Source organism: Frigidibacter oleivorans, from assembly GCF_003993775.1.
In the GTDB taxonomy this organism is placed as follows: domain Bacteria; phylum Pseudomonadota; class Alphaproteobacteria; order Rhodobacterales; family Rhodobacteraceae; genus Frigidibacter; species Frigidibacter oleivorans.
Genome location: NZ_RJRZ01000002.1, coordinates 1 through 22,886 on the forward strand (window position 1 = coordinate 1; position 22,886 = coordinate 22,886).

Below are 22,886 nucleotides of genomic sequence, written 5' to 3' on the forward strand. Positions count from 1 at the left end.
GCCCCGCGGCAGCAGCGGCGGCGGCGGTCACCGGCGGTTCCATCCGGCGCGGGGCCGCGGCGGCGGCGGGCGCGACCGGCGCCCCGGGGCGCGGATCGGCGACCAGCCGGCTGCGGCTTTTGACGGCATCGGCAATGCGGGCGCGGATCCGCTCTTCGGGCGGGGCATCGGCCAGCGCGGCGCGCGGCGACAGCAACGGCGGCTCCACCAGTTCCGGTTCGGGCTCCACCACCCGGCGGATCTGCGACGACACCCGCGCCAGCAGGCCCTGCCGCGGCGCGGGGGCGGCGTCCCAGACCGGCTCGTCCTCGATCAGGTCGTCTTCTTCGGGCGCGGCATAGGCCGGCTCGGCCCGCAGCACCCGGCGGGGCGGCGGGGCGGGTTCGTCCTCGTGCTGCCAGTGATCCTGCAACGCTGCCTGCGCCGGCAGCGCCCGGCGGCGCGGCTCCGGCACGGCGCGTTCGGCGGCATCCCATTGCGCGGCCTCCGCCGCGCGGTCGCGGGCCACGGCGCGGCGTTCGCGCGCCTTTTCCGCTGCCGCCTGCGCCGCGCGCATCGACAGGTCGGCCCCCCGGCCCGCCATGTTCAGCAGCCGCGCATAGATGATGACCGATCCCACCAGCAGGAAGCGCCGGATCGCCGTCAGTTCCGCCCGGTCGAAGCCCAGCACGAAGGCGCCCACCGCCAGCATCGCCGCGAAGACCAGAAGCGAGATCACCTTCAGCCCGAAGGTGGCCTTCACCGGCGCCACGCCGATCAGGGCACCCAGCACCGTGTCGCCGAACAGCCCGCCGAGGCCGAAGCTGTGGGTCCATTCCGGCCCGGGCAGCAGCGTGGAGGCATAGACCGACATCAGTGCCACGCCGATCGGGGCGAAGATCACCCGCCCCGCCGCACGCTCTTCCCCGCGATGCAGCATGAAGCGCAGCCCCCAGCCCAGAAGGCACAGCGACAGTCCCCAGGCTCCGTGCCCGGCAATGACATACAGCGGCGAGGCGATGGCGGCGCCGATCCCGCCCAGCAGGTTCTGCGCCGGTTCGTCCGTGGCGGCGAGGAAGCTGGGGTCGTCGGGCGAATAGCTGCCCAGCATCATCGCCGTCAGCACGCCCAGCACGATCAGCGCGCCGCCCAGCAGTTCCTTGCCGCGCCGTTCCAGCACCGCCTGCGTGTTCTGGTCCAGAAGCGGATCGCGCTGCCTTGCCTGATAGGACGCCATCTTCCTCTCCTTACCCATACAGACAGTCGCGCAGCCGGATCAGCCCGCGTCGCGTTTCGTCCAGCGGCGCGCACAGCGCCACCCGCAGATAACCCTTGCCCGGATTGCCCTGCGCCGTGTCGCGCGCCAGATAGGCGCCCGGCAGCACCCGCACCCCGGTCTGCTGCCACAGCTTCAGCGCCGCCGCCTCGCCATCCTCGACCGGCAGCCACAGGAAGAAGCCGCCCTCGGGCAAGGCAAAGCCCGGCAGCCCGGCAAGGACCTCGGCCGCGGCATCGTATTTCTGCAGATACAGGTCCCGGCTCGCCTCGACATGCGCCTCGTCCGCCCAGGCCCGGGCGCTCAGCGCCTGCAGCGGGCCGGGGATCGGCGCGCCGGCATAGGCGCGCAGCTGGCGGATGCGGGCGATGGCCTTGGGCCCGCCGGCGACGAAGCCCGACCGCACCCCGGCCAGGTTCGACCGCTTGGACAGCGAGTTGAAGACCAGCACCCGCTCCGGATCCGCCCCTGTCGCCGCGGCGATCTCCAGCGCGCCGGGGGGCGGCGCGTCGCGCCAGACCTCGGAATAGCATTCGTCGGCGAAGACGGTGAAATCGTGCCGTTCCGCCAGCGCCAGCAGCCGCATCAGGTAGTCGCGCGAGGCGACGGCCCCCTGCGGATTGGCGGGCGAACACAGGAAGGCCACCGTCACCCGGTCCAGCAGGTCGGCGGGCAGGGCGTGATAGTCGGGCAGGAAGCCGGTTTCCGCCGTGGCCGGCACGAAGACCGGTTCCGCCCCCGAAGCCACCGCGCCCACCGCATAGACCTGATAGAAGGGGTTCGGCATCAGCACGACGGGCGGCTTGCCGTCCTTGCGTTCCGGGCTGAGCGCGACGCAGGCATTGAACAGCGCCTCGCGCGTGCCGTTGGCGGTGCAGATCCGCCCCGGCCCGACCGTCACGCCATAGCGGCGGCCGATCCAGCCCGCGATCGCCGCCAGCAGCGGCGCCGTGCCCTCGTTCGATGGGTATTTCGAAAAGCCCGCAAGTTCCGCCGTCAGCACCTCGGCCACGAAACCGGGCATGGGATGAGTCGGCTCGCCGATGGTCATGGCGATGGGCTCACCCCCCGGCTGGTGGTGATCCAGAAGCGCCCGCAGGCGCGGAAACGCGTATTCCGGCAGGTTCGAGAACCGCTCGGGGAATGCCATGTCTGCCTCTCGTCGTCGGGGTCGTGGCGCCCCGTTCGACCGGAGTCTAGCCAAAGCCGGGGCAGCGGTCCAGAAAAAGTCCCGTCGCAGCGGCGTTTGCGACCCCCGCCGTGGCCTAGTCGCGCAGCGCCGCCTCGGCAGCGTGGCCGATGCGCAACAGCCCTTCCTCCTGCCCCGGCAGGCCCATCAGCGACAGTCCGGTGCCCGGCGCCGCGCAGGGCAGGGACAGGGCGCAGAGGCCGAACAGGTTGCCGATGCGGGTGTTGCGCAGCGCCAGCAGGTTTTCGGTCATGAAGTATTCGGCATCCGAGGACAGGCGCGCCACGTCCGGCGGCAGGATCGGCGCGGTGGGCAGCAGCACCGCGTCATATCCCGCCACCGCCGTCCGCCAGTCCGCCCGCAGCGCCTGCAACCGCCGCCAGCCCGCCACATAGTCGGGCGCCGACACGCCGCGCCCGCCGCGGAACCGATCCAGCACGGGGGCATACATCCTGTCGGGCGCCGCCTCGATCACCTCGGACCAGACGCCATAGGCCTCGGTCGCGAACAGCAGCGGCGACAGCGCCAGCGCCGGCCCGGTCATCGGCAGGTCGGCGCGGTCCACCCGCGCGCCCGCCGCCCCCATCCGCTCCACCGCTGCCTCGAAGGCCGCCACCGGGGCATCGCGCGCCGCGTCGAAGGGCGCGCCTTCCAGCACCAGCAGCCGCGCGCCGGCCAGCGTCGCGCCGCGCAGGTCGGCGGGGCGCCCGCCCTCCAGCACCGCCAGCAGCAGGGCGCAATCCTCGACGTTCCGCGCCAGCGGCCCCACGGTGTCGAAGGAGGGCGCCAGCGGCACCACGCCGTCCAGCGGCAGGCGGCCATGCGTCGTCTTCAGCCCGACCAGCCCGTTCCAGGCCGAGGGGATGCGGACCGATCCGCCGGTATCCGAGCCGATCGCCGCCGCCGCCAGACCCCGCGCCACCGACAGCGCCGCACCCGAGGACGAGCCGCCCGGCGCCAGCGCCGGATCGAAGGCATTGGGCGGCGTCGCCGTCATCGGGTTCACGCCGAGGCCCGAGAAGGCCAGTTCGGTCATATGCGTCTTGCCGAGGCAGATCAGCCCCGCCGCCGTCGCATGGGCCAGAACCTGCGCGTCGCGCCCGGGCACCCGGCCTTCCAGCAGGCGCGATCCCGCCTCGGTCGCCACGCCCGCGGTGTCGAACAGGTCCTTCCAGCTGACCGGCACCCCGTCCAGAGGGCCGCGCCGCAGGCCGGACCGGGCACGGTCGCGCGCCGCCGCCGCCTCGGCCCGCGCGCGGTCGGGGGTCAGGCGGGCATAGATGCGCGGGCCGTCGGGATCGGCCGCCGCCGCGTCGAGAAACGTTTCCGTCAGCGCGACGGGATCGACCTCGCCCCGCCCGATCGCCCGCCCCAACTCGCCCGCGCCCGCCGTCCGCCAGTCCATCGCCATCCCCGGTTGCCGGAACGGACGCTAGCGGCAGATGCGCGCATGGACAATCCCGCCCGCCGCGCCATATTCGGGCCCATGACCGATGCCCCGCCCCCCGCCGCCGCCGCCCCGTCCTGCGATGTCCTGATCGCGGGCGGCGGGCTGAACGGTCCGGCGCTGGCCTTGGCGCTGGCACAGGCGGGGCTGACGGTGACGGTGGTGGATGCACAGCCCGCCCGCGCCCGGGCCGAGGCCGCCTTCGACGGGCGGGCCTATGCGCTGGCCATCGCGTCCAAGCGGCTCTTGTCCGCCATCGGCGTCTGGCCCGCGCTGGCCGCCGATGCCCAGCCGATGACCGCAGTGCGCGCCTCGGACGGGCGGGCGGGCGAGGGCGCGGCACCCTTCTTCCTCGACTTCCGCTCGGCCGAGATCGAGGAGGGCCCCGTCGGCTTCATGGTCGAGGACCGGCACCTTTACGCGGCCTTCCTGTCGGCGATGGAGGCCAGCCCCGCGATCACCCATATCCCCGGCACCCCGGTGGTGGCGCAGGCGCCCGCCCCCGCCGGCATCGCCGTCACCCTGTCGGACGGACGGACGCTGACGGCGCGGCTGCTGATCGGCGCCGACGGGCGCGGGTCGGCCACGGCCAGCCGCGCGGGCATCCGGCGCACGGGATGGGGCTATGGCCAGACGGCGCTGGTCGCGGCCATCGCGCATGAGCGCCCGCATGGCGGGGTGGCGCAGCAGTTCTTCATGCCCTCCGGCCCGCTCGCGATCCTGCCCTTGACCGGCAACCGCAGTTCCATCGTCTGGAGCGAGCGCGACGCCACCGCCGCCGACATCGCCCAGCTGGACGATGCGGGCTTCCTCGCCGTGCTGCGGCCGCGCTTCGGCGATCATCTGGGGGCGATCAGCCTGTGCGGGCCGCGCTTCAGCTATCCGCTGGGCCTGACGCTGGCCGACCGCTATGTCGCGCCGCGGCTGGCGCTGGTGGGCGATGCCGCGCATGGCGTGCATCCCATCGCCGGGCAGGGGCTGAACCTCGGGCTGCGCGATGTGGCGGCGCTGGCCGAGGTGCTGGCCGAGGCGCGGCGGCGGGGCGAGGACATCGGCGCCGCCGACGTGCTGGACCGTTATCAGCAGTGGCGGCGGTTCGATTCCACCACGCTTGCCCTTGGCATGGATGCGGTGAACCGGCTGTTTTCCAACGACAACCCGATCCTGCGGGCCGGCCGCGACCTTGGCATGGGGCTGGTGCAGGCGGTGCCGGCGCTGCGCCGCGGCTTCATGCGGCAGGCGGCGGGCCTGTCGCCGCTGGCCGGGCCGCTGCCCCGGCTGCTGCAGGGGCTGCCGGCCTGATCCCGCCTCAGTCGACTTCCCGCGCCTCGTCCACCAGCATCACCGGAATCCCCTCGCGGATCGGGAAGGCCAGCCGCGCCGGTTTCGACACCAGTTCCTGCCGGTCCGCGTCATAGTGCAGCGGCGCATGGGTCAGCGGGCAGACCAGGGCCTCGAGCATGCGGCGGTCAAACTGCGTCTCGTCGCTCATTGCAGCACATCCTCCTCGCCGCCGGAGCGGAGCGCGAACTCGATCAGCGTCACCAGCGTCTCGCGCCGCGTCGCCAGTGTCGGCGCCTCCAGCAGGGCCTGCTTTTCCTCGGGCTCGAAGGGCAGCAGCATGGACAGCGAGTTGATCAGCAACTCGTCCTCCGCATCCTTCAGCGCATCCCAGTCGGTGGCCAGCTGCTGACTTTCGAAATAGCGGCCCAGCAGGGCAAGGAACGGCTCGCGGCGGAAACCGTCGTCCTGTTCGGGGCGCCCCAGATCGCGGTCGAAGCCCGTCCAGTCCACCTCGCCCCGCAGATAGGGGGCAAAGCCCGCCACCTCGCGCCGCAGCCGGAACCGCGAGATCCCGGTGAGGGTGATCATGTAGCGCCCGTCCTCGGTTTCGGAAAAGGCGGTGACGCGGCCGGCGCAGCCGATGGCGTTCAGCTTGCGTTCGCCCTGCGGCGCGGGCCGGGGCTGGATCATGCCGATCAGCCGGTCGCGCGTCTTCATCGCATCCTCCAGCATCTGCAGGTAGCGCGGCTCGAAGATATGCAGCGGCAGGCGCGCGCGGGGCAGCAACAGCGCCCCCGGCAGGGGAAACAGCGGGATCGCGTCAGGCAGGTCTGCGGCCTTCATCATCGCGTTCCACCTAGCCCGGTGCGGCAGCGGGGCAACGCCCCGCGGCCGGATCAGGAGAAGATCATCGAACTCAGCCGCCGCCGCCCTTTCAGCACCAGGGGGTCGGTCGGCTTCAGCGCGTCGAAGATGGTCAGAAGCTGCGCCTTGGCAGCGCCGTCGTTCCACTCGCGGTCGCGGCGGAACAGGTCCAGCAGCTGGTCCACCGCCTCGTCGGCCTGACCGGCGGCATGCAGCGCCAGCGCCAGGTCGAAGCGCGCCTGGTGGTCGGCCGGGTCCGCCTCGACCCGCGCGCGCAGCTCGCCCACGGGGCCGGCCTGCGCCGCCTGCCGCAGCAGCGCCAGCTGCGCCCGCGCGGCCTCGACCGGGGCGGCGGAGGCGATCTTGGCAGGCACCGCGTTCAGCAGCGCCTCGGCCTGATCGACATTGTCCAGCGCCAGATGCGCCCGCACCAGCCCGCCGAAGGCCGCGGCATTCTCGGGCTCTTCCTCGAGGATGGCGGCGAAGGTTTCCGCCGCATCGACCGCGGCACCCTCGGCCAGCATCGTCTCGGCCGCCTCGATCGCCTCGGCGAGCCCGCCATCGCCCGACAGCGCCGCCAGCTTGTCGACGAAGGCCTTCACCTCGGACCCGGAGACGGCGCCCTGAAAGCCGTCGACCGGCTGGCCCTGCCAGAAGGCATAGACGGTGGGGATCGACTGCACCCGCAGCTGCGCGGCGATCATCTGGTTTTCGTCGACATTGACCTTGGCCATCACGACCCGGCCCTTCGCCGCCGTCACCGCCGCCTCCAGCGCCGGGCCCAGCTGCTTGCAGGGGCCGCACCACGGCGCCCAGAAATCGACGATCACCGGAACCTCGCGCGAACGGTCGATCACCTCGGCCATGAAGTCGCGTTCGGATACGTCCTTGACCAGGTCGCCGGGCGCGGCGGTCGGTTGGGCGGGTTTCTGGCCGAGTTCCAGCATCGGTTCCTCCTGCGCAAGGGTCTGGCGCCTATATGAGCCTTTCGGCCCGGCCCGCCAAGGGGGTTGCGCCGCCGGGGCGGGCCTGCCGGCCCCGCCGCTACAGGTCGAAGGTCGCGAAGACCGGGGCGTGGTCCGACGGCTGGTCCCAGCCACGCGCGGCGCGCAGGATGCGGCTGCCATGGGCGGCGCCGGCGATGTCGGGCGTGGCCCAGACATGGTCGAGCCGGCGGCCCTTGTCGGCGGCGTCCCAGTCGGCGGCGCGATAGGACCACCAGGAATAGAGCAGCCCCGACGGGATGTCCTGCCGGGTGATGTCCACCCAGCGGCCCGACTCCATCACCTTGCCCAGATGATCGACCTCGACCGGCGTATGGCTGACGATCTTCAGCAGTTGCTTGTGGCTCCAGACGTCGTCTTCGCGCGGGGCGATGTTCAGGTCGCCCACGAGGATCGCCTTGTGCGGGCGGTCGGCGGCGAACCAGTGGGTCATGTCGGTCAGGAAGTCGAGCTTCTGGCCGAATTTCAGGTTCTGCTGCCGGTCCGGGATGTCGCCGCCCGCCGGGACATAGAAGTTGTGGACGGTCACGCCGTTTTCCAGCCGGGCCGCGACATGGCGGGCATGGCCCAGCGTGGCGAAGTCGCGGTCGCCCGCGTCCTCGATCGGCAGCTTCGACAGGATCGCGACGCCGTTATAGCCCTTTTGCCCGCGCGCCACGCACCAGCGGTAGCCGGCGGCGGCAAAGACCGACAGCGGCATCTTGTCCACCGGGGCCTTGCATTCCTGCAGGCACAGGATGTCGGGCGTCTCTTCCGCCAGCAGCCGGCTGACCAGCCCCTCGCGCAGGCGGACGGAGTTGATGTTCCATGTGGCGAGGGTGAAGGGCATGTCCGGTCTCCGCTGCGGCCGGGCTCCGGCCGGCGGCGGACCATAGCCGCGCCGCGGCGGGCGGGCAATGCGCCGCCACTGGCCGGTTTGTGACTTGAGCCCTGCCCCGCCTGCTGTCACAGATCGCCCAAACCACGGCCGGAGGGTCCGGATGGGCCCTTCGCAGGCAGACCGGCCCCGGAAACGCCGGCCCGAGCGAAAGGAAAACCGATGCGCCCGATCCCCGCCCTGACCCTGTCGCTGCTGGCGAGCCTGCCGGTTCTGGCGGCGCTGCCGGCCGCCGCGCGGCCGCTGGAAGCCGCCGAGGCCCGCCAGATGCAAGGCGCCGTCGACGGCTACCTGCGCGCGATCGGCCGGGGCGAGGCCGACCGCGTGGTCGCAGCCCTGCCGCCCCGGATCAAGAACATCTTCGCCGGATCGGCCGGGATCGAGGCGGGACAGCTGGACGCGGTGCTGACCGAACAGACTGCCGCGCTGCTGAAGGCCGCCACCTTCGCCGATTTCGCGGCGGATGTGACCGGGGTCGAGGCCACGGATTCCGCCCTGCCCGATGGCAGCCGCGTGACCTGGGCCATCGTGCCGACCCAGTTCACCGCCGCCAACGCCCGCGGCAAGACGCTCAACCGCCAGTCGCTGCTGGTGCTGAACGAGGGCGGCGAATGGTACATGATGCGGATCGAGGGCGCGCAGCAGCAACAGCTGGTCGCCATCGCCTATCCGTTCCTGAAGGACGTGGCCTTCCCCGAGGCGACGGTCACCGCCGCCAACTGACCCTTCGCCGGCCCGCCGGAAAAAAGAAGCCCGGGCCGAAGCCCGGGCAAGTCCAACAGGGAGGGAAGCCGCGCCTTGACCCCGGCGCGGGAGGGCTTGGAATTCGCATCGGGCGGTCTTGTCCGGCCCGGTGAGGTCTGAACGCGATCCCGGCCTTCCGGTTCCGCAAATCCCGTCCAGAACCCATACTGGCGTCAGCCGCCCCTCAGGCGACCAGCCGGTAGCCGCCCGCCTCGGTCACCAGCAGCCGCGCGTTCGAGGGGTCGGGCTCGATCTTCTGCCGCAGCCGGTAGATGTGGGTTTCCAGCGTATGCGTGGTCACCCCGGCATTGTAGCCCCAGACCTCGTGCAGCAGCACGTCGCGCGCCACCACGCCGTCGGGCGCGCGGTAGAGGAACTTCAGGATGTTGGTTTCCTTCTCGGTCAGCCGGATCTTGCGGTCCTTGGTGTCGACCAGCATCTTCATCGCCGGCTTGAACGTGTAGGGGCCAAGCTGGAAGACCGCGTCTTCCGACTGTTCGTGCTGGCGCAGCTGCGCGCGCAGCCGGGCCAGCAGCACCGGAAACTTGAACGGCTTGGTGATGTAGTCATTCGCGCCCGAATCCAGCCCGAGGATGGTATCGGCATCGCTGTCATGGCCGGTCAGCATCACCACCGGGCATTTGACGCCCTGCTTGCGCAGGCGCTTGCACAGTTCGCGGCCATCGGTATCGGGCAGGCCCACGTCGAGGATCACGAGGTCGTAGATCGCGCCCTTGACCTTCTCGACCGCCTCATGGCCGCTGCCCGCCTCGAACACGTCGAAATCCTCGGTGGCGACCAGTTGTTCGGCCAATGCCTCGCGCAGGTCCTCGTCATCGTCCACCAGCAGGATCTTCTTCAGGTTGGCCATGCTCGCCTCCGTTTCTGGGCAGGTGCCGGTCTCGGCTGTCCTCACAGATGCGCGACCGCCGGCGGGGGGACAAGGAATGCAACAAATCTCTCACGCGGACGTGTCGCCTGCGGGGGATATGTTTCAAATCACGACAGGCCGGACTATCTGTGAGGCCGAGATCGCCCGCACCGGACATCCCCATGCCGCTTGGCCCCAGCATCGTCGAACGACTGAACCGCGCCCGCGCCGACCTGCGCATGGGCGTGCCGGTGGTGCTGTGCGATGGGCAGGGCGCGGTGGTGGCGGTGGCGGCCGAGGCGGTGGATGCGGCGCGTCTGGCCGGGCTGCGGGCGATGGGCGGCACGCTGGCGCTGGCGGTGACGAACCGGCGGGCCGAGACGCTGAAGGCCCGGGCCTATGACGGCGATCTGGCCCGGATCGCGGTGCCCGAGGCCGCGACGCTCGACTGGGTGGCGGCGGTGGCCGACCCGGCCCGCGATCTGGCGATGCCGATGAAGGGGCCGTTCCAGTCGCTGCGCGACGGGCCGGCGGACCTGCATCGCGCCGCGATCCGGCTGACGAAATCGGCGCATCTGCTGCCCGCGGCGCTGGTCCTGCCGGTGGCGGACGGCGCCGCGCTGGCACAGGCCGAGGGCCTGACCCGGATCGACATGGCCGAGGCGGGTCCGGCGCTGGACCTCGCCGCGCCGCTGGCGCCGGTGGTGGCGGCGCGGCTGCCGATGGCCGCGGCCGAACGCGGGCGGCTGCACATCTTCCGCCCCGGCGACGGCAGCGAGGAACATTACGCGGTCGAGATCGGCGCGCCCCCCCGCGATGCGCCGGTGCTGGCGCGGCTGCATTCCGCCTGTTTTACCGGCGATGTGCTGGGCAGCCTGAAATGCGATTGCGGGCCGCAACTGCATGCCGCGCTGGACCAGATGGGGGCCGAGGGCGCGGGCGTGCTGCTCTACCTCAACCAGGAGGGCCGGGGCATCGGCCTGGCCAACAAGATGCGCGCCTATTCGCTGCAGGATCAGGGCTTCGACACGGTCGAGGCCAATCACCGTCTGGGCTTCGAGGATGACGAGCGCGACTTCCGCATCGGCGCGGGCCTGCTGCAGCGCATGGGCTTCGGCAAGGTGCGGCTGCTGACCAACAACCCCGCCAAGGTCCGGATGCTGGAGGCGAACGGGATCGAGGTGGTGGAACGTGTGCCGCTGAAGGTGGGGCTGACCCGGTTCAACGCCGCCTATCTGGCGACCAAGGCCGCCAAGTCGGGGCATCTGCTGTGAGCGCGACGGATCTGGTCGTGACCCCCGGCGGCCTGCGCTTCGGCGGCAGGCTCTGGCCCTGCACCATCGGCCGGGGCGGCATCACGGCCCGCAAGCGCGAAGGCGACGGCTGCACCCCGGCGGGACGGCACCGGATCGTGGGCATGCTCTATCGCCCCGACCGCATCGCCCGCACGGCCCTGCCCGATTGGGCGGTGCCGATCCGGCCCTTCGACCTGTGGTGCGACGACCCCGATCACGAGCACTACAACCAGATGGTCGCGGCGCCCTTCCCCGCCAGCGCCGAACGGCTGCGCCGGGCCGATCCGATGTATGACCTCGTGCTGGTCACCGACTGGAACTGGCCCGAGGCGCAGCCGGGACGCGGCTCGGCGATCTTCCTGCATATCTGGCGCCGGCCCGGGCATCCGACGGCCGGCTGCGTGGCGCTGGCACGGGCCGACCTGATCGGGATCGCCCGCCGGCTGAGGCCCGACTCGCGGCTGGTGGTGCGGGCCTGATCCGGCGCAGCGGGCGGCGGAAAGACTGCCCCCTCCCCCCGCTGCGCGAGGCCGGGCGCTCAGGCCGGGCGGGGGCTGCGCGCGCCGAAGATGGCGGACCCCACGCGCACATGGGTGGCGCCATGGGCGATGGCGGTTTCGAAATCCGCCGACATGCCCATCGACAGGCCGGCAAGGCCGTTGCGTTCGGCGATGCGGGCGAGATGCGCGAAATGCGGGGCCGGGTCCTCGCCATCGGGCGGAATGCACATCAGCCCGGCCAGCGGCAGGTCCATCATCCGGCAGGCGGCGATGAAATCGTCGGCCATGTCGGGCAGGATGCCGGCCTTCTGCGGTTCTGCCCCCGTATTGACCTGCACGAACAGCTCCGGGCTGGTGCCCCGCCCCTGCGCCAGCCGGGCGAGCTTTTCGGCGAGGCTCGGGCGGTCCAGCGTCTGGATCGTCTCGAACAGTTCCACCGCTTTGTTGGCCTTGTTGGTCTGCAGCGGTCCGATCAGGTGCAGGCTGACGCCCGGCCAGCGCGCCCGCCATGCGGGCCATTTCAGCGCCGCCTCCTGCACATAGTTCTCGCCGAAGATGCGCTGGCCCTCGTCCAGCACCGCCTCGACCCGCGCGGCGGGCTGGATCTTCGACACGGCGATCAGCGTCACCGATCCCGCCGCGCGGCCCGCGGCGGTCTCCGCCTCGGCGATGCGGGCGCGGATGTCACTCAGCGGCATCGCCGTCCCCCGGCAAGAGGTCGCCCAGCGCCTCGAACAGCTCGCCCAGATGCGGGGCATAGCGGCGCCAGGACTGCAGCGAGCCGGTGCTGATCGGCTGGCGCACCTGGAACACCGACAGCGTGTCGACCTTGCGGCGGTTCTGGTGGAAGTTCAGGCAGGCATCCTCCCAGTCCAGCCCGCAGGCGGCGATCAGCTGCCGGGTCTGGGTCTCGGGGTCGGCGACCAGATCCTCGTACTGCACCTCGTGGAACCAGCCGGGCACCCGGGCGCGCCAGAACTCGATCATCTCGTGAAAGGTGCGGTAGTAGAGCCCGAGGTCGCGCAGGCTGTTGGAATAGAGATGCGTGCCCTCGGCAAAGCGGTTCTTGTAGATCGACACGAGGTTGTCGCGCGGATCGCGGCGCACCACGATGAACCGCGCCTGCGGCAGGGCCAGCTTCAGCAGCCCGATATACATGTAGCTCTGGATCGACTTGTCGGTGATCCGCGCGGCGCCCGGCGCCCGGGTCGCCAGTGCGGCGGCATAGTCGCGGCCCAGCCCGGCGATTTCGGCATCCGGGATCCCGGCCAGGGCGCGGGCATGGGTGCCGGCGGACAGAAGCGCGGTGGCAAGGTTCGCCGCGACATTGACCTCGCCGGTGCCGGTGACGGCGGAATGGCTGGCGATGATCTGTTCGACCAGCGTGGTGCCCGACCGCGGCATGCCGGTAACGAAGATCGGCGCGAAGCCTTCGGTGCCCCCGACCGCCGTGCCCGGCCAGTCGCGGCTGGCCATGCTGGCCATCACATCGGCGACGCGCGCCTGCCTTTGGGCGATGTCATAGGGATACAGCCGACGTGACAGGTCGTTCGCCGTCTTCAGGTAGGGGAAGACCCGGTCATACTGCTTCAGGTCCTCCAGCGCCTTGGCGATGGCAAAGCCGAAGCCGATGCGATCCTCGTCGCCCAGCATCGGGTTGTCGAACCGCGCCTGCATCTGGCCCAGGATCGGGTCGCCCTCCGTGACGCGGTGCGAGGCGAGGAAGTTACGCCATGTCTCGCCGGCATTGGGCGACAGCTCGAAGCTGCGGCGGAACAGCGGTTCGGCGGCCTCGAAATCGCCCAGCGTCTGGTACAGCGTGGCAAGTCCCGACACGGCCAGCGGCAGATCGGGGCGCAGGTCCAGCGCCCGACGATAGAAGGCCATCGCCTCGTCGTCGCGGCCGAGGCGCGAGCAGCACTGCCCCAGCAGCGCCAGCGCATCGGCGCGGTCGGGATCGGCCGCCAGCGCCGCGCGCAGCGCCCCTTCGGCCCCGGCGAAATCCTTCTGCCGGATCCGGACATTGGCCAGCGTGACATGCGGTGCCGCGTCCCGGGGGTCGAGCCGGATCGCCGCCTCGGCGAGGCGCGTGGCACGGGGCAGGTCGCGCTGCTGCAGGCAGGCCGCCGCCAGCAGCGCCAGCGCCGAGGCCCGGCGCGGGCCCAGTGCGACCGCCTGCTTGAACGCCTCTTTCGCCTCGGCGAAGCGGCGCTGCAGCAGATACATCTGCCCGAGATTCTCGAAGGGTTCCGGGTCGTCGCCCGCGGCACGGGCGGCGCGCAGATAGGCCTCGGTCGCGGCCTCGACCTTGCCCTGTTTCGCCCGCGCGGTGGCAACGAGGTTCAGCACCGGCGCCAGATTGGGGTGGCGGGCCAGCAGCGCGGTGCCCGCAAGGTCGGCCTCGGCGAAACGGCCCGCGGCCATCAGCGCCAGCAGCTTGCGCCCCTCGACCTGCAGCGCGGGCGGCAGCCCGGCGGGGCGGCGCAGCGCGGCGCCGAACCGGTCCTGCAGGCGCAGGCGCAGGTCCGCCGGGACCGGGGCCGTCTTCAACTCGGACAGGAAGGCCGTCTCGGCCTGCGGATCGGCCGCCAGCGCCACCGCCTGCGCCCGCGCCAGCCACACGGCCGGTTCGCCGGGGCGCAGCCGGGTCGCGGCCTGCAGATGCGGCAGGGCGCGGTCGATCTTGTCGGCGGTCAGGAAGATACGGCCGACCTGAAAATGCACCTCGGGGATGCCGGGTTTTGCCGCCAGCATCCGCTCGTAGCGCTGCAGCGCCTCTTCAAGGCGCCCGGCCGCCTGCAGCCGCATCGCCTCGGCATAGAGGGCTTCGAGGTCGATCTTGCTGTCAGTCACCATGGGTCCGGTCCGTCGCCTGCGTCGCGGCGGACGTTACCGGCCGGGGGCAGCAGTGTCGAGAGAGCGGGGCGGCGGGGATCGGGCGACCCCGCAACGGAAAAGAGCGGGCACAAGGCCCGCTCTTCCCCAATTCCGTCCGATCCGGGGATCAGAACGAGAGCGACAGACCGATCGAGTACTGGTCCTGGTCGCCGTCTTCCACCGAGACGTCCGACGCGTAGCCGGCCGCGAGGATCGCACCGCCGCCCAGATCGTAGTTCACGATCAGGCCGTAGGAGTCGTAGCTGTCTTCGAAGTCGCCGTCGAGGTCAACGCCAGCCGGAGCAGCCGGGGTCGAGCCCGAGACGCTGCCGATGTCGAAGTTGTACTGACCGTAGTTCGCGTGCAGCAGCAGCGCGCCCATTTCGTAGCCGATGCCGATGCCGTAGTGCTCGACGTCAGCGCCGTCAAAGTCGACCACAGCCACGCCGTAATCGGCGGTGACGTCGTCGAATTCGGTCATCGAGTAGTTCAGGACCAGCGAGAAGCCGTTGTCCATCGCCGCCTTGACGCTCAGACCGTACTTGTCGAAGTCGCTCGCAACCAGCTCGTCCGCCGAACCAGCAACGGTCGAAACGCCGCCAGCGGTGGCGATCAGATCGCTCAGCACGGTGTAGGTGCGGCCGCCCTCGCCGGTCTGGTAGCCGAAGCCGAAGCCCAGCTCGACGCCCGAGAATTCGGTCGCGTACTTCATACCGAGGCCGAAGACAGCGTCATCGACATCGCCATCGGCGTCTTCGGTATCATCCTGTTCGGCCGAGAAGGCGAACCCGAAGTCACCGAAGGCGTATTCGTAGCGCAGCACCTGGTCGTCGTAGAAACCGTCGCTGTTGCCGTCATAGCCGATGTGGGTGGTGCCTTCGTCGGTGATGGCAGTGCCCATCGCCGGTTCGGTCATCGCCCAGTCGAGCGCGCCGTCGGTGTCACCGAGGGTCAGCTTGCCGAACGCGCCCGAGATCCAGACGGTGCCGTTGTCGCCGACCGGGTTCTGGTTCTCTTCCGAGTTGGCATCCGCGTCGAGGCGGTAGGTCGCGCCGAACGAGAGGCCGGTGTCGGTTTCACCGGTCATCACGAAGTTGATATTGTAGCTGTTGTGGAACTTGAGCGAGTCACCCGCACCGTAGTCGATGGTGGTGACGCCCATTTCCGCCGAACCTTCGATCACGACTTCAGCGGCCGCGGCACCCGCGAGGCCGACCAGAGCGGTCGAAGCAAGAAGAAGCTTTTTCATCGTTTCCCTCGTTGTATCAAAGCTGCGCCCACCCCAGGGGAATCCGAGTTGGGTATGGGCTTCTGTTTCATCCTTCGCCCCCCGCATTGCAACGGAAACGGATCGCACGCCCCGGAATGCCGGAAACCGTGGTGCAGTCTTGCCACAGTGGCGTCACCCGCGGCGCAGCGCCGGACAGGCCGCCGCGCCGCGCCGCGCCGGTCCCCGCGCCTGCCGGGGAAAAACCTTGTCGCCCCGGGGGGCTTCGGCTAGACAGCGGGAAAGAAGAACGGGGGCTTATCGTCACATGCTCGTGCACCGCATCCTGCGCGCCGGTCTGGTGCTTGGTCTGGCAGGCACCGTCGCGGCCTGCGGCGGCAATCTGTTCGGCACCCGCGAAAGCAACCAGGCCCAGCAGCAGGCGCTGACCGGGCTGGAGGACTACGACAACCAGACCGAGCGGCTGAGCATCCGCGAGTCGATCTTCGACGTGTTCGGGCGGCAGGACGACCCGAACACCACCGTCGAGGTGAACAAGTACATCTGGCAGGCCTCGCTCGACGTGCTGAACTTCCTGCCGGTGCAATCGGTCGATCCCTTCTCGGGCGTCATCGTCACCGGCTTCGGCACGCCGCCGGGGGGCGGGCGGTCCTATCGCGCGACGGTCTATGTCACCGATCCCGCGCTCGATGCCCGCAGCCTGAAGGTCGCGCTGGAAACCTCGGGCGGGGCGGCCGATGCCGATACCGTCCGCGCGGTCGAGGACGCGATCCTGACCCGCGCCCGCCAGCTGCGCATCCGCGACAGCCGGCTGTAGGCCCCACCCGCCCGGACCGGGGCGCCCCCTTCCGCGACCCGCCGCGCTGGACCTTGGCGCGGGGGCTTGTATAACGGCCCGCGACGCATTCCCGAGGGCCTTCATGTCGCGCTACGATCCCGCCGCCACCGAACCGAAATGGCAAGCCGCCTGGGAGGCGGAGGGCGTCTTCGTCGCGCGCCACGATCCGGCCCGTCCGAAATACTACGTGCTGGAGATGTTTCCCTACCCGTCGGGACGCATCCACATGGGCCATGTGCGCAACTACACGATGGGCGACGTGATCGCGCGCTACAAGGCGTCCTGCGGCTTCAGCGTGCTGCATCCGATGGGCTGGGATGCCTTCGGGATGCCGGCCGAGAATGCGGCGATGGAACGGGGCGGCCATCCCAAGGACTGGACCTACGGCAACATCGCCGACATGCGCGCCCAGATGAAGCCGCTGGGCCTGTCGATCGACTGGAGCCGCGAATTCGCCACCTGCGACCCGGAATATTACGGCCAGCAGCAGGCGATGTTCCTCGACATGCTGCAGGCAGGGCTGGTCTACCGCAAGTCCGCGATGGTCAACTGGGACCCGGTCGACATGACCGTGCTTGCCAACGAGCAGGTGGAGGACGGCCGGGGCTGGCGGTCCGGCGCGCTGGTCGAGCGCAAGGAACTGACGCAGTGGTTCTTCCGCATCTCGGATGTCGCGGGCGAGCTGCTGTCGGCGCTGGACGGGTTGAAGAACTGGCCCGAGAAGGTGCGCCTGATGCAGGCCAACTGGATCGGCCAGTCGCGCGGGCTGCAATTCGCCTTCTCGACCGTCGATGCGCCCGACGGCTTCGACCGGGTCGAGGTCTACACGACGCGGCCCGACACGCTGATGGGCGCGTCCTTCTGCGCGATCTCGCCCGATCATCCGCTGGCCAAGCATCTGGAGCGGCACGATCCCGAGATTGCAGAGTTCGTGGCCGACTGCCGCCGCATCGGCACCAGCGAAGAGGCGCTGGAAAAGGCGGAAAAGCGCGGCATGGACACCGGGATCCGGGTGCGCCACCCCTTCGATACCGCCTGGGAACTGCCGGTCTACATCGCCAACTTCATCCTGATGGACTATGGCACCGGCGCCATCTTCGGCTGCCCGGCCCATGACGCCCGGGATTTCGAGTTCGCCACCAAATACGGTCTGCCGATCAACCCGGTCTTCCTGCCCGCAAGCTCGGACCCGGCGGGCGACGAGGTGCCGCTGGCCGAAGCCTTCGTGCCGCCAAAGACCGAACCCGTCCGCTATGTCCGCGGCTTTGCGGGGGCCGAGATCCAGACCGGCGAGGCCGCCATCGCCGCCGCCATCGACTTCTGCGAGGCGAATGGCGTGGGGCGCGGCGTCACCAACTATCGCCTGCGGGACTGGGGCCTGTCGCGGCAACGGTATTGGGGCTGCCCGATCCCGGTGGTCCATTGCCCGGCCTGCGGCGTCGTGCCCGAGCGGAAGGAGAACCTGCCCGTCCGCCTGCCCGACGACGTGAGCTTCGACCAGCCGGGCAATCCGCTGGACCGGCATCCGACCTGGCGCGACTGTGCCTGCCCGTCCTGCGGCGGCCCGGCCCGGCGCGAGACGGACACGATGGACACCTTCGTGGACAGCTCGTGGTACTATGCCCGCTTCACCGCGCCCCGTGCGCCCACGCCCACCGATCCGGCGGAAGCCGACTACTGGATGAATGTCGACCAGTATATCGGCGGCATCGAGCATGCGATCCTGCACCTGCTGTATTCGCGCTTCTTCGCCCGGGCGATGCATGCCACGGGGCACCTGCCCGCGAAGGCGATCGAGCCCTTCGACGCCCTGTTCACGCAAGGCATGGTGACGCACGAGATCTACATGACCCGCGATGCCGGGGGCCGGCCGGTCTATCACCTGCCCGAGGATGTCGAGGAGGGGCGGCTGCGCGCGACCGGCGAGGCGGTGGAGATCATCCCCTCGGCCAAGATGTCGAAGTCGAAGAAGAACGTCGTCGATCCGGTGAACATCGTCCGGGCCTTCGGCGCCGATACCGCGCGCTGGTTCATCCTGTCGGACAGCCCGCCCGAGCGCGACGTGGAATGGACCGCCTCGGGCGCCGAGGCCGCCTACAAGTTCCTCGGCCGGCTGTGGCGGATGGCGGACGAGATCGCGGCCTCGGACACGCCGGACGATCCCGAGGAAGACCGGGCGCTGACCCGCGCCACCCACCGCGCCATCGCCGATGTTACGGCGGGGATCGAGGGCTTCGCCTTCAACACCTCGGTCGCGAAACTCTATGGTTTCGCCAACACCCTGTCGAAATCGCGGGCCGGCTGTGCCGCGCGGCGCGAGGCGATGGGCGTGATGGCGCAGCTGCTGTCGCCGATGGTGCCGCATCTGGCCGAAGAGATCTGGCACATGCTGGGCGGCGAGGGGCTGGTCGCGCAGGCACGCTGGCCCGAGGCCGACGCCGCGATGCTGGTGGAGGACGAGGTGACGCTGCCCATCCAGATCAACGGCAAGCGCCGGGGCGAAATCACCGTGCCGAAGGACATGCCGCCGGCCGAGATTGAAAAGCTGGCGCTGGCCAACGAGGATGTGGTGCGATTCCTCGCCGGCCAGCCGGTGAAGAAGCTGATCGTCGTTCCGGGCCGGATCATCAATGTCGTCGTCTGACCGCCGCTCCTTCCTCGGGCTGCTGGCCCTGCCCGCCCTGGCCCTGGCCGGGTGCGGCTTCTCGCCCGTCTACGGCACCGGCGGCGCGGGGGCGGAACTGCTGGAACAGGTCCGGGTCGCCGACCCCTCCGACCGCAACGGGTTCTTCTTGGTCGAGCGGATCGAGGAACGGCTGGGCCGCACCCGCACGCCGCTCTACCGGATGACCTACGAGATCGAGACCGAAAGCAACGGGCTGGCCTATACCACCGACAACTCGATCACCCGCTACAATATCGACGGCAGGGTCCGCTATACGCTGACGGACGAGACGGGGCGCGTGGTCCTGACCTCGGGAACCGTCCGCAACTTCGTCTCCTATTCGGCCTCGGGCACCACGATCTCGACCTTGTCGGCGGAAGAGGATGCCTATGAACGGCTGATGCGCCTGCTGGCCGACCAGATCGTGATCGAACTGATCGCCTCTTCGGCGACGTGGAAGCGGGCCGTGCCGGCCGCGACGGCCGCGGCAGCCCCGTGAAGCTGACCGGTGCCGCCGCGGCGCGCTATTTCGCGCGTCCCGACCCGGCGCGGATGGGGCTGCTGATCTTCGGGGCCGATGCGATGCGCGTGGCCCTGCGACGGCAAGAGGTCATCGCCGCGCTGATCGGACCGGAGGGCGAGGGCGAGATGCGCCTGTCGCGCATCCCGGCGGGCGAGCTGCGCAAGGACGGGGCGCTGTTGTCCGACGCGATCCGCGCGCAGGGCTTCTTCCCCGGCCAGCGCGTGGCGTTCCTGGAGGATGCGACCGACACGCTCGCCCCCCTCGTCGCCGATGCGGTGGCCGACTGGCGGCCGGGCGACGCGGCGGTGGTGGTGACGGCGGGCGACCTGAAGGCAAAGTCGGCCCTGCGCAAGATCTTCGAGGATCATCCCAACGCCTATGCCATCGGCATCTATGACGACCCTCCGGGGCGCGACGAGATCGAGGAGACGCTGCGCCGCGCCGGGCTGGCCCAGATCGGGCGCGAGGCGATGGACGACCTGCTGACCCTGGCGCGGGAACTGGACCCCGGCGATTTCCGCCAGACGGTCGAGAAGGTGGCACTGTACAAGCACGGCGATCCCGCGCCCCTGTCGCCCGAGGATGTGGCGGCCTGCGCCCCCGCGACGATCGAGGCCGATGTGGACGACCTGCTGACCCTCGTCGCCGAGGGCGAGGCGCGGCGGCTCGGCCCGACGGTGCGGCGGCTGGAAGGCCAGGGCGTGGGCGCGGTGACGGTCTGCATCGCGGCCTTGCGCCACTTCCGCGCGCTGCATGCGGCGGTGGCCGATCCGGGGGGCCCATCCTCGGGCATCGCGCGGATGCGCCCGCCGGTCTGGGGTCCGCGCCGGGACCGGATGCTGCGGCAGGCGCAGGCTTGGCCGCTGGACCGGCTGGAAATGGCGCTGCGGGTGCTGGTGGATACCGACCTGACGCTGCGCTCTTCCAGCCGCGCCCCGGCAATGGCTGTGATGGAACGGGCGCTGATGCGGCTGGCGATGCTGAACCGGCGCTGAGGGGGCGATGACGGGGCCGGATCGGCGTTCTCTTGCCGATGTCCGCCTTGCGACATCCCGTGAATGTTGCGCGGTTCCCGGGGGCCTGTATCACTTTTCGCAACATTGTCGTGGCGCGGCGTGAATGACCGCCCCGGCCCTAGGGCCGACGACGCCGGGGGACGAAGAGATGCAGATGAACCGCCGCCGCCTGCTGGCGCTTGTGCCCGTGGCCGCCCTTGCCGCCTGCGCGGAGCGCGAACAGCCCAGCCGTCGCGACACCGGTTCCTACACCGGCGGCAGCGAGGAAATCCGCCGGCTGGTGGACAGCTATGCACGGCGCTACGACGTGCCGGCCTCGCTGGTGCATCGGGTCGTGCAGCGCGAAAGCGGCTATAACCCCGCCGCGCGCAACGGCCCCTATTACGGGCTGATGCAGATCCATCCGCAGACCGCCTCGACCATGGGCTTCCGCGGCCAGCCGCAGGACCTGCTGAACCCCGAGACCAACCTGACCTATGCGGTGAAATACCTGCGCGGGGCCTGGCTCTGCGCCGACGGGTCCGAGGATGCGGCGGTCGGCTGGTATTCGCGCGGCTATTACTACGAGGCCAAGCGGCGGGGCATCCTGGAAGAAACCGGGCTGGTCTGACCCGGCCCCTCTTCCCCGGCCCCCCTTGCCCCTGCCGCCCCGTCATGGCCCAATGGCCCTGCCCGGCAGGCTGGGACGGGCGTCAGGCAGGGGACAGGTCATGTATACCGTCATCGGCACCGGGCGCAGCCGCGCCCTGCGCGTGATGTGGATGCTCGAGGAGCTGGGGCAGCCCTTCGACCACGTCCCCGCCCTGCCGCAATCGCCCGACGTCACCGCCGTGAACCCGGCGGGCAAGGTGCCGGTGCTGATCGAGGACGGGGTGCCGATCCTCGATTCCACCGCGATCCTGCAATACCTCGCCGACAAGCACGGTGCGCTGACCTATCCCGCCGGCACGCTCGACCGGGCGCGGCAGGACAGCCTGACGCAGTTCCTGCTGGACGAATTCGACGCGGCGCTGTGGATGGCCGCCCGCCACAGCTTCGTCCTGCCCGAGGCGCTGCGGCAGGGCGCGGTGAAAGACAGCCTGAAATGGGAATTCGAGCGCAGCCAGAAGGTTCTGGCGTCGCGCATGGGGGCGGGCCCCTTCCTGATGGGCGAGCGGATGACGGTGCCGGACATCATCTGCGGCCATTGCGGAGCCTGGGCGCGGGTGGCGCATTTCCCGGTGACGGAGCCGAAGGTCGCCGACCATTTCGCGCGGATGGCGGCGCGTCCGGCCTATCAGCGGGCAATGGCCAGCGGCGGCTGACCCCCGATACCGCGCCGGCGACCCCGCGCCCTTAACCCCGGGCACGGGCCTGCCTACATGGATGGGGAAAGGAAACGCCATGACCGACCTTCCCTATTCCCTGCTCGACCTTGCGCCCGTGCCCGAGGGCGCGACGGTGGCCGAGGCGCTGGCCAATGTCCGCGATCTGGCCCGCCACGCCGAAACGCTGGGCTATCACCGCTACTGGCTGGCGGAACACCACAACATGACCGGCATCGCCAGCGCCGCGACGGCCGTGCTGATCGGTCATGTCGCCGGGGCCACGCGGACGATCCGCGTCGGCTCGGGCGGGATCATGCTGCCGAACCACGCGCCGCTGCAGGTGGCCGAGGCCTTCGGCACGCTGGCCGAACTCTATCCCGGGCGGATCGACCTCGGTCTCGGGCGGGCGCCGGGCACCGACGGGGCGACGATGCAGGCGCTGCGCCGCGGGATGCAGCCCGAGGACCGCTTTCCCGGCGATGTGGTGGAACTGATGCAATACATGGGCGCGCCGCAGCCGGGCGCGCGCATCGTCGCGGTGCCGGGCATGGGAACGAAGGTGCCGGTCTGGATTCTTGGCTCGTCGCTTTATGGCGCGCAACTGGCTGCGTATCTGGGGCTGCCCTATGCCTTCGCCAGCCATTTCGCCCCCGCCGCGCTGGATCAGGCGGTGGAGGTCTACCGGGAAGGCTTCCGCCCGTCAGAGCAACTGGAGCGTCCGCATTTCATGCTGGCGATCAACGTCTTCGCCGGCGAGGACGATGCCGAGGGGCATTTCCTGCGCTCGTCGATGCTGCAGGCGTTCGCCAACCTGCGCACCGGCCGGCCCGGTCCGCTGCCTCGCCCGGTCGAGGACGTGCGGTCCGTGCTGCCGCCCGCGATCCTGCCGCAGGTGGAACATGCGTTGTCGGTGACGGCGGTGGGCGGGCCCACGACCGTGCGCGCCCAGCTGGCGCAGTTCATCGACCGCTATCGCCCCGATGAGGTGATCCTGACCGGCCAGATCCACGACCATGCGGCGCGGAAGCGGTCCTTCACGCTGGCGGCCGAGGCGATGCAGGGTATCGGCTGCGTCCCGGCCTGATGCGGATCGCGGCGGCCA

22 protein-coding genes are annotated in these 22,886 nt (G+C 70.5%); 11 read left to right on the top strand and 11 right to left on the bottom strand.

Annotated features, from left to right (window positions below; translation table 11 throughout):
* The 3 genes from EEY80_RS03080 to EEY80_RS03090 all read right to left on the bottom strand — a co-directional run.
* The coding region (locus tag EEY80_RS03080; RefSeq protein ID WP_205749019.1) for a DNA translocase FtsK 4TM domain-containing protein at positions 1-1,216 on the bottom strand (1,216 nt) is incomplete at its 3' end.
* Between the two features lie 10 nt (positions 1,217-1,226).
* Positions 1,227-2,405: an aminotransferase class I/II-fold pyridoxal phosphate-dependent enzyme gene (locus EEY80_RS03085; RefSeq protein WP_126975117.1), complete on the bottom strand. Its 1,179-nt coding sequence runs from the start codon at positions 2,403-2,405 to the stop codon at positions 1,227-1,229.
* 115 nt (positions 2,406-2,520) lie between these two features.
* Positions 2,521-3,849 (bottom strand): amidase, encoded by a 1,329-nt coding sequence (locus tag EEY80_RS03090; protein WP_126975118.1) that lies wholly within the window; start codon positions 3,847-3,849, stop codon positions 2,521-2,523.
* 81 nt (positions 3,850-3,930) lie between these two features.
* On the opposite strand from EEY80_RS03090, the gene EEY80_RS03095 reads away from it, so the two are divergent.
* The gene (locus EEY80_RS03095; protein ID WP_235829716.1) at positions 3,931-5,193 is read left to right on the top strand and encodes a UbiH/UbiF/VisC/COQ6 family ubiquinone biosynthesis hydroxylase; all 1,263 of its coding nucleotides are present in this window, start codon (positions 3,931-3,933) and stop codon (positions 5,191-5,193) included.
* A 7-nt stretch (positions 5,194-5,200) separates the two neighbouring features.
* Here the strand turns inward: EEY80_RS03095 and EEY80_RS03100 are convergent, their stop codons facing one another.
* From EEY80_RS03100 to EEY80_RS03115, 4 genes are all read right to left on the bottom strand, one after another.
* Positions 5,201-5,383, bottom strand: coding sequence for a Trm112 family protein (locus EEY80_RS03100; protein WP_126975120.1), 183 nt, complete (start codon positions 5,381-5,383; stop codon positions 5,201-5,203).
* Complete coding sequence (locus EEY80_RS03105) at positions 5,380-6,021, bottom strand: LON peptidase substrate-binding domain-containing protein (protein ID WP_126975121.1); 642 nt, start codon at positions 6,019-6,021, stop codon at positions 5,380-5,382. Before EEY80_RS03105 ends, EEY80_RS03100 begins: the two co-directional genes overlap by 4 nt.
* 50 nt (positions 6,022-6,071) lie before the next feature.
* A complete protein-coding gene (locus tag EEY80_RS03110; RefSeq protein WP_126975122.1) occupies positions 6,072-6,986 on the bottom strand; it encodes a thioredoxin family protein in 915 nt (304 codons plus the stop codon).
* Between the two features lie 97 nt (positions 6,987-7,083).
* Positions 7,084-7,872 (bottom strand): exodeoxyribonuclease III, encoded by a 789-nt coding sequence (locus EEY80_RS03115; RefSeq protein WP_126975123.1) that lies wholly within the window; start codon positions 7,870-7,872, stop codon positions 7,084-7,086.
* Between the two features lie 210 nt (positions 7,873-8,082).
* On the opposite strand from EEY80_RS03115, the gene EEY80_RS03120 reads away from it, so the two are divergent.
* Entirely contained in the window at positions 8,083-8,643 is a 561-nt protein-coding gene (locus EEY80_RS03120; RefSeq protein WP_126975124.1) for a hypothetical protein, read from the top strand.
* A gap of 205 nt (positions 8,644-8,848) precedes the next feature.
* Here EEY80_RS03120 and EEY80_RS03125 read toward each other — a convergent pair whose 3' ends face one another.
* Positions 8,849-9,535 (bottom strand): response regulator transcription factor, encoded by a 687-nt coding sequence (locus EEY80_RS03125; protein ID WP_126975125.1) that lies wholly within the window; start codon positions 9,533-9,535, stop codon positions 8,849-8,851.
* 182 nt (positions 9,536-9,717) lie between these two features.
* Here EEY80_RS03125 and ribA point away from each other — a divergent pair, with 182 nt between their 5' ends.
* Both ribA and EEY80_RS03135 read left to right on the top strand, forming a co-directional pair.
* Positions 9,718-10,809 (top strand): GTP cyclohydrolase II, encoded by a 1,092-nt coding sequence (gene ribA, locus EEY80_RS03130; protein ID WP_126975126.1) that lies wholly within the window; start codon positions 9,718-9,720, stop codon positions 10,807-10,809.
* Entirely contained in the window at positions 10,806-11,309 is a 504-nt protein-coding gene (locus EEY80_RS03135) for a L,D-transpeptidase family protein (RefSeq protein ID WP_126975127.1), read from the top strand. The genes ribA and EEY80_RS03135 overlap by 4 nt, the downstream gene beginning before the upstream one ends.
* A gap of 59 nt (positions 11,310-11,368) precedes the next feature.
* On the opposite strand, the gene EEY80_RS03140 is transcribed toward EEY80_RS03135, so the two are convergent.
* From EEY80_RS03140 to EEY80_RS03150, 3 genes are all read right to left on the bottom strand, one after another.
* Positions 11,369-12,028, bottom strand: coding sequence for a YggS family pyridoxal phosphate-dependent enzyme (locus EEY80_RS03140; RefSeq protein WP_126975128.1), 660 nt, complete (start codon positions 12,026-12,028; stop codon positions 11,369-11,371).
* Positions 12,015-14,186: a tetratricopeptide repeat-containing sulfotransferase family protein gene (locus tag EEY80_RS03145; RefSeq protein ID WP_126975129.1), complete on the bottom strand. Its 2,172-nt coding sequence runs from the start codon at positions 14,184-14,186 to the stop codon at positions 12,015-12,017. Before EEY80_RS03145 ends, EEY80_RS03140 begins: the two co-directional genes overlap by 14 nt.
* A 148-nt stretch (positions 14,187-14,334) precedes the next feature.
* Positions 14,335-15,456 carry a porin gene (locus EEY80_RS03150; RefSeq protein WP_126975130.1) on the bottom strand — a complete coding sequence of 374 codons (1,122 nt, stop codon included), beginning with the start codon at positions 15,454-15,456 and terminating at the stop codon, positions 14,335-14,337.
* A gap of 286 nt (positions 15,457-15,742) precedes the next feature.
* Here EEY80_RS03150 and EEY80_RS03155 point away from each other — a divergent pair, with 286 nt between their 5' ends.
* The 7 genes from EEY80_RS03155 to EEY80_RS03185 all read left to right on the top strand — a co-directional run bounded on the left by EEY80_RS03155 (position 15,743) and on the right by EEY80_RS03185 (position 22,868).
* Complete coding sequence (locus EEY80_RS03155; RefSeq protein WP_126975131.1) at positions 15,743-16,252, top strand: DUF3576 domain-containing protein; 510 nt, start codon at positions 15,743-15,745, stop codon at positions 16,250-16,252.
* A 103-nt stretch (positions 16,253-16,355) separates the two neighbouring features.
* Positions 16,356-18,917, top strand: coding sequence for a leucine--tRNA ligase (gene leuS, locus EEY80_RS03160; RefSeq protein WP_126975132.1), 2,562 nt, complete (start codon positions 16,356-16,358; stop codon positions 18,915-18,917).
* The gene (gene lptE, locus EEY80_RS03165; RefSeq protein ID WP_126975133.1) at positions 18,904-19,437 is read left to right on the top strand and encodes an LPS assembly lipoprotein LptE; all 534 of its coding nucleotides are present in this window, start codon (positions 18,904-18,906) and stop codon (positions 19,435-19,437) included. The genes leuS and lptE overlap by 14 nt, the downstream gene beginning before the upstream one ends.
* Entirely contained in the window at positions 19,434-20,456 is a 1,023-nt protein-coding gene (gene holA / locus EEY80_RS03170) for a DNA polymerase III subunit delta (protein WP_126975134.1), read from the top strand. The genes lptE and holA overlap by 4 nt, the downstream gene beginning before the upstream one ends.
* Before the next feature lie 175 nt (positions 20,457-20,631).
* A complete protein-coding gene (locus EEY80_RS03175) occupies positions 20,632-21,087 on the top strand; it encodes a lytic transglycosylase domain-containing protein (protein WP_328590488.1) in 456 nt (151 codons plus the stop codon).
* A gap of 100 nt (positions 21,088-21,187) precedes the next feature.
* Positions 21,188-21,781 carry a glutathione S-transferase family protein gene (locus tag EEY80_RS03180; protein ID WP_126975136.1) on the top strand — a complete coding sequence of 198 codons (594 nt, stop codon included), beginning with the start codon at positions 21,188-21,190 and terminating at the stop codon, positions 21,779-21,781.
* Between the two features lie 79 nt (positions 21,782-21,860).
* On the top strand, positions 21,861-22,868 hold the full coding sequence (locus EEY80_RS03185) for an LLM class flavin-dependent oxidoreductase (protein WP_126975137.1): 1,008 nt from the start codon (positions 21,861-21,863) through the stop codon (positions 22,866-22,868).
* The last annotated feature ends 18 nt before the right edge of the window (positions 22,869-22,886 follow it).

What these genes read in the sequence shown, in the direction of transcription:
- leuS (WP_126975132.1), top strand. Translation starts at nt 16,356, where the DNA reads ATGTCGCGCTACGATCCCGCCGCCACCGAACCGAAATGGCAAGCCGCC.
- EEY80_RS03090 (WP_126975118.1), bottom strand. Translation starts at nt 3,849, where the DNA reads ATGGACTGGCGGACGGCGGGCGCGGGCGAGTTGGGGCGGGCGATCGGG.
- EEY80_RS03120 (WP_126975124.1), top strand. Translation starts at nt 8,083, where the DNA reads ATGCGCCCGATCCCCGCCCTGACCCTGTCGCTGCTGGCGAGCCTGCCG.
- EEY80_RS03110 (WP_126975122.1), bottom strand. Translation starts at nt 6,986, where the DNA reads ATGCTGGAACTCGGCCAGAAACCCGCCCAACCGACCGCCGCGCCCGGC.
- EEY80_RS03115 (WP_126975123.1), bottom strand. Translation starts at nt 7,872, where the DNA reads ATGCCCTTCACCCTCGCCACATGGAACATCAACTCCGTCCGCCTGCGC.
- EEY80_RS03155 (WP_126975131.1), top strand. Translation starts at nt 15,743, where the DNA reads ATGCTCGTGCACCGCATCCTGCGCGCCGGTCTGGTGCTTGGTCTGGCA.
- EEY80_RS03175 (WP_328590488.1), top strand. Translation starts at nt 20,632, where the DNA reads ATGAACCGCCGCCGCCTGCTGGCGCTTGTGCCCGTGGCCGCCCTTGCC.
- EEY80_RS03095 (WP_235829716.1), top strand. Translation starts at nt 3,931, where the DNA reads ATGACCGATGCCCCGCCCCCCGCCGCCGCCGCCCCGTCCTGCGATGTC.
- EEY80_RS03185 (WP_126975137.1), top strand. Translation starts at nt 21,861, where the DNA reads ATGACCGACCTTCCCTATTCCCTGCTCGACCTTGCGCCCGTGCCCGAG.
- EEY80_RS03150 (WP_126975130.1), bottom strand. Translation starts at nt 15,456, where the DNA reads ATGAAAAAGCTTCTTCTTGCTTCGACCGCTCTGGTCGGCCTCGCGGGT.
- EEY80_RS03140 (WP_126975128.1), bottom strand. Translation starts at nt 12,028, where the DNA reads ATGCCGCTGAGTGACATCCGCGCCCGCATCGCCGAGGCGGAGACCGCC.
- ribA (WP_126975126.1), top strand. Translation starts at nt 9,718, where the DNA reads ATGCCGCTTGGCCCCAGCATCGTCGAACGACTGAACCGCGCCCGCGCC.
- EEY80_RS03105 (WP_126975121.1), bottom strand. Translation starts at nt 6,021, where the DNA reads ATGATGAAGGCCGCAGACCTGCCTGACGCGATCCCGCTGTTTCCCCTG.
- lptE (WP_126975133.1), top strand. Translation starts at nt 18,904, where the DNA reads ATGTCGTCGTCTGACCGCCGCTCCTTCCTCGGGCTGCTGGCCCTGCCC.
- EEY80_RS03085 (WP_126975117.1), bottom strand. Translation starts at nt 2,405, where the DNA reads ATGGCATTCCCCGAGCGGTTCTCGAACCTGCCGGAATACGCGTTTCCG.
- EEY80_RS03145 (WP_126975129.1), bottom strand. Translation starts at nt 14,186, where the DNA reads ATGGTGACTGACAGCAAGATCGACCTCGAAGCCCTCTATGCCGAGGCG.
- EEY80_RS03125 (WP_126975125.1), bottom strand. Translation starts at nt 9,535, where the DNA reads ATGGCCAACCTGAAGAAGATCCTGCTGGTGGACGATGACGAGGACCTG.
- EEY80_RS03100 (WP_126975120.1), bottom strand. Translation starts at nt 5,383, where the DNA reads ATGAGCGACGAGACGCAGTTTGACCGCCGCATGCTCGAGGCCCTGGTC.
- EEY80_RS03180 (WP_126975136.1), top strand. Translation starts at nt 21,188, where the DNA reads ATGTATACCGTCATCGGCACCGGGCGCAGCCGCGCCCTGCGCGTGATG.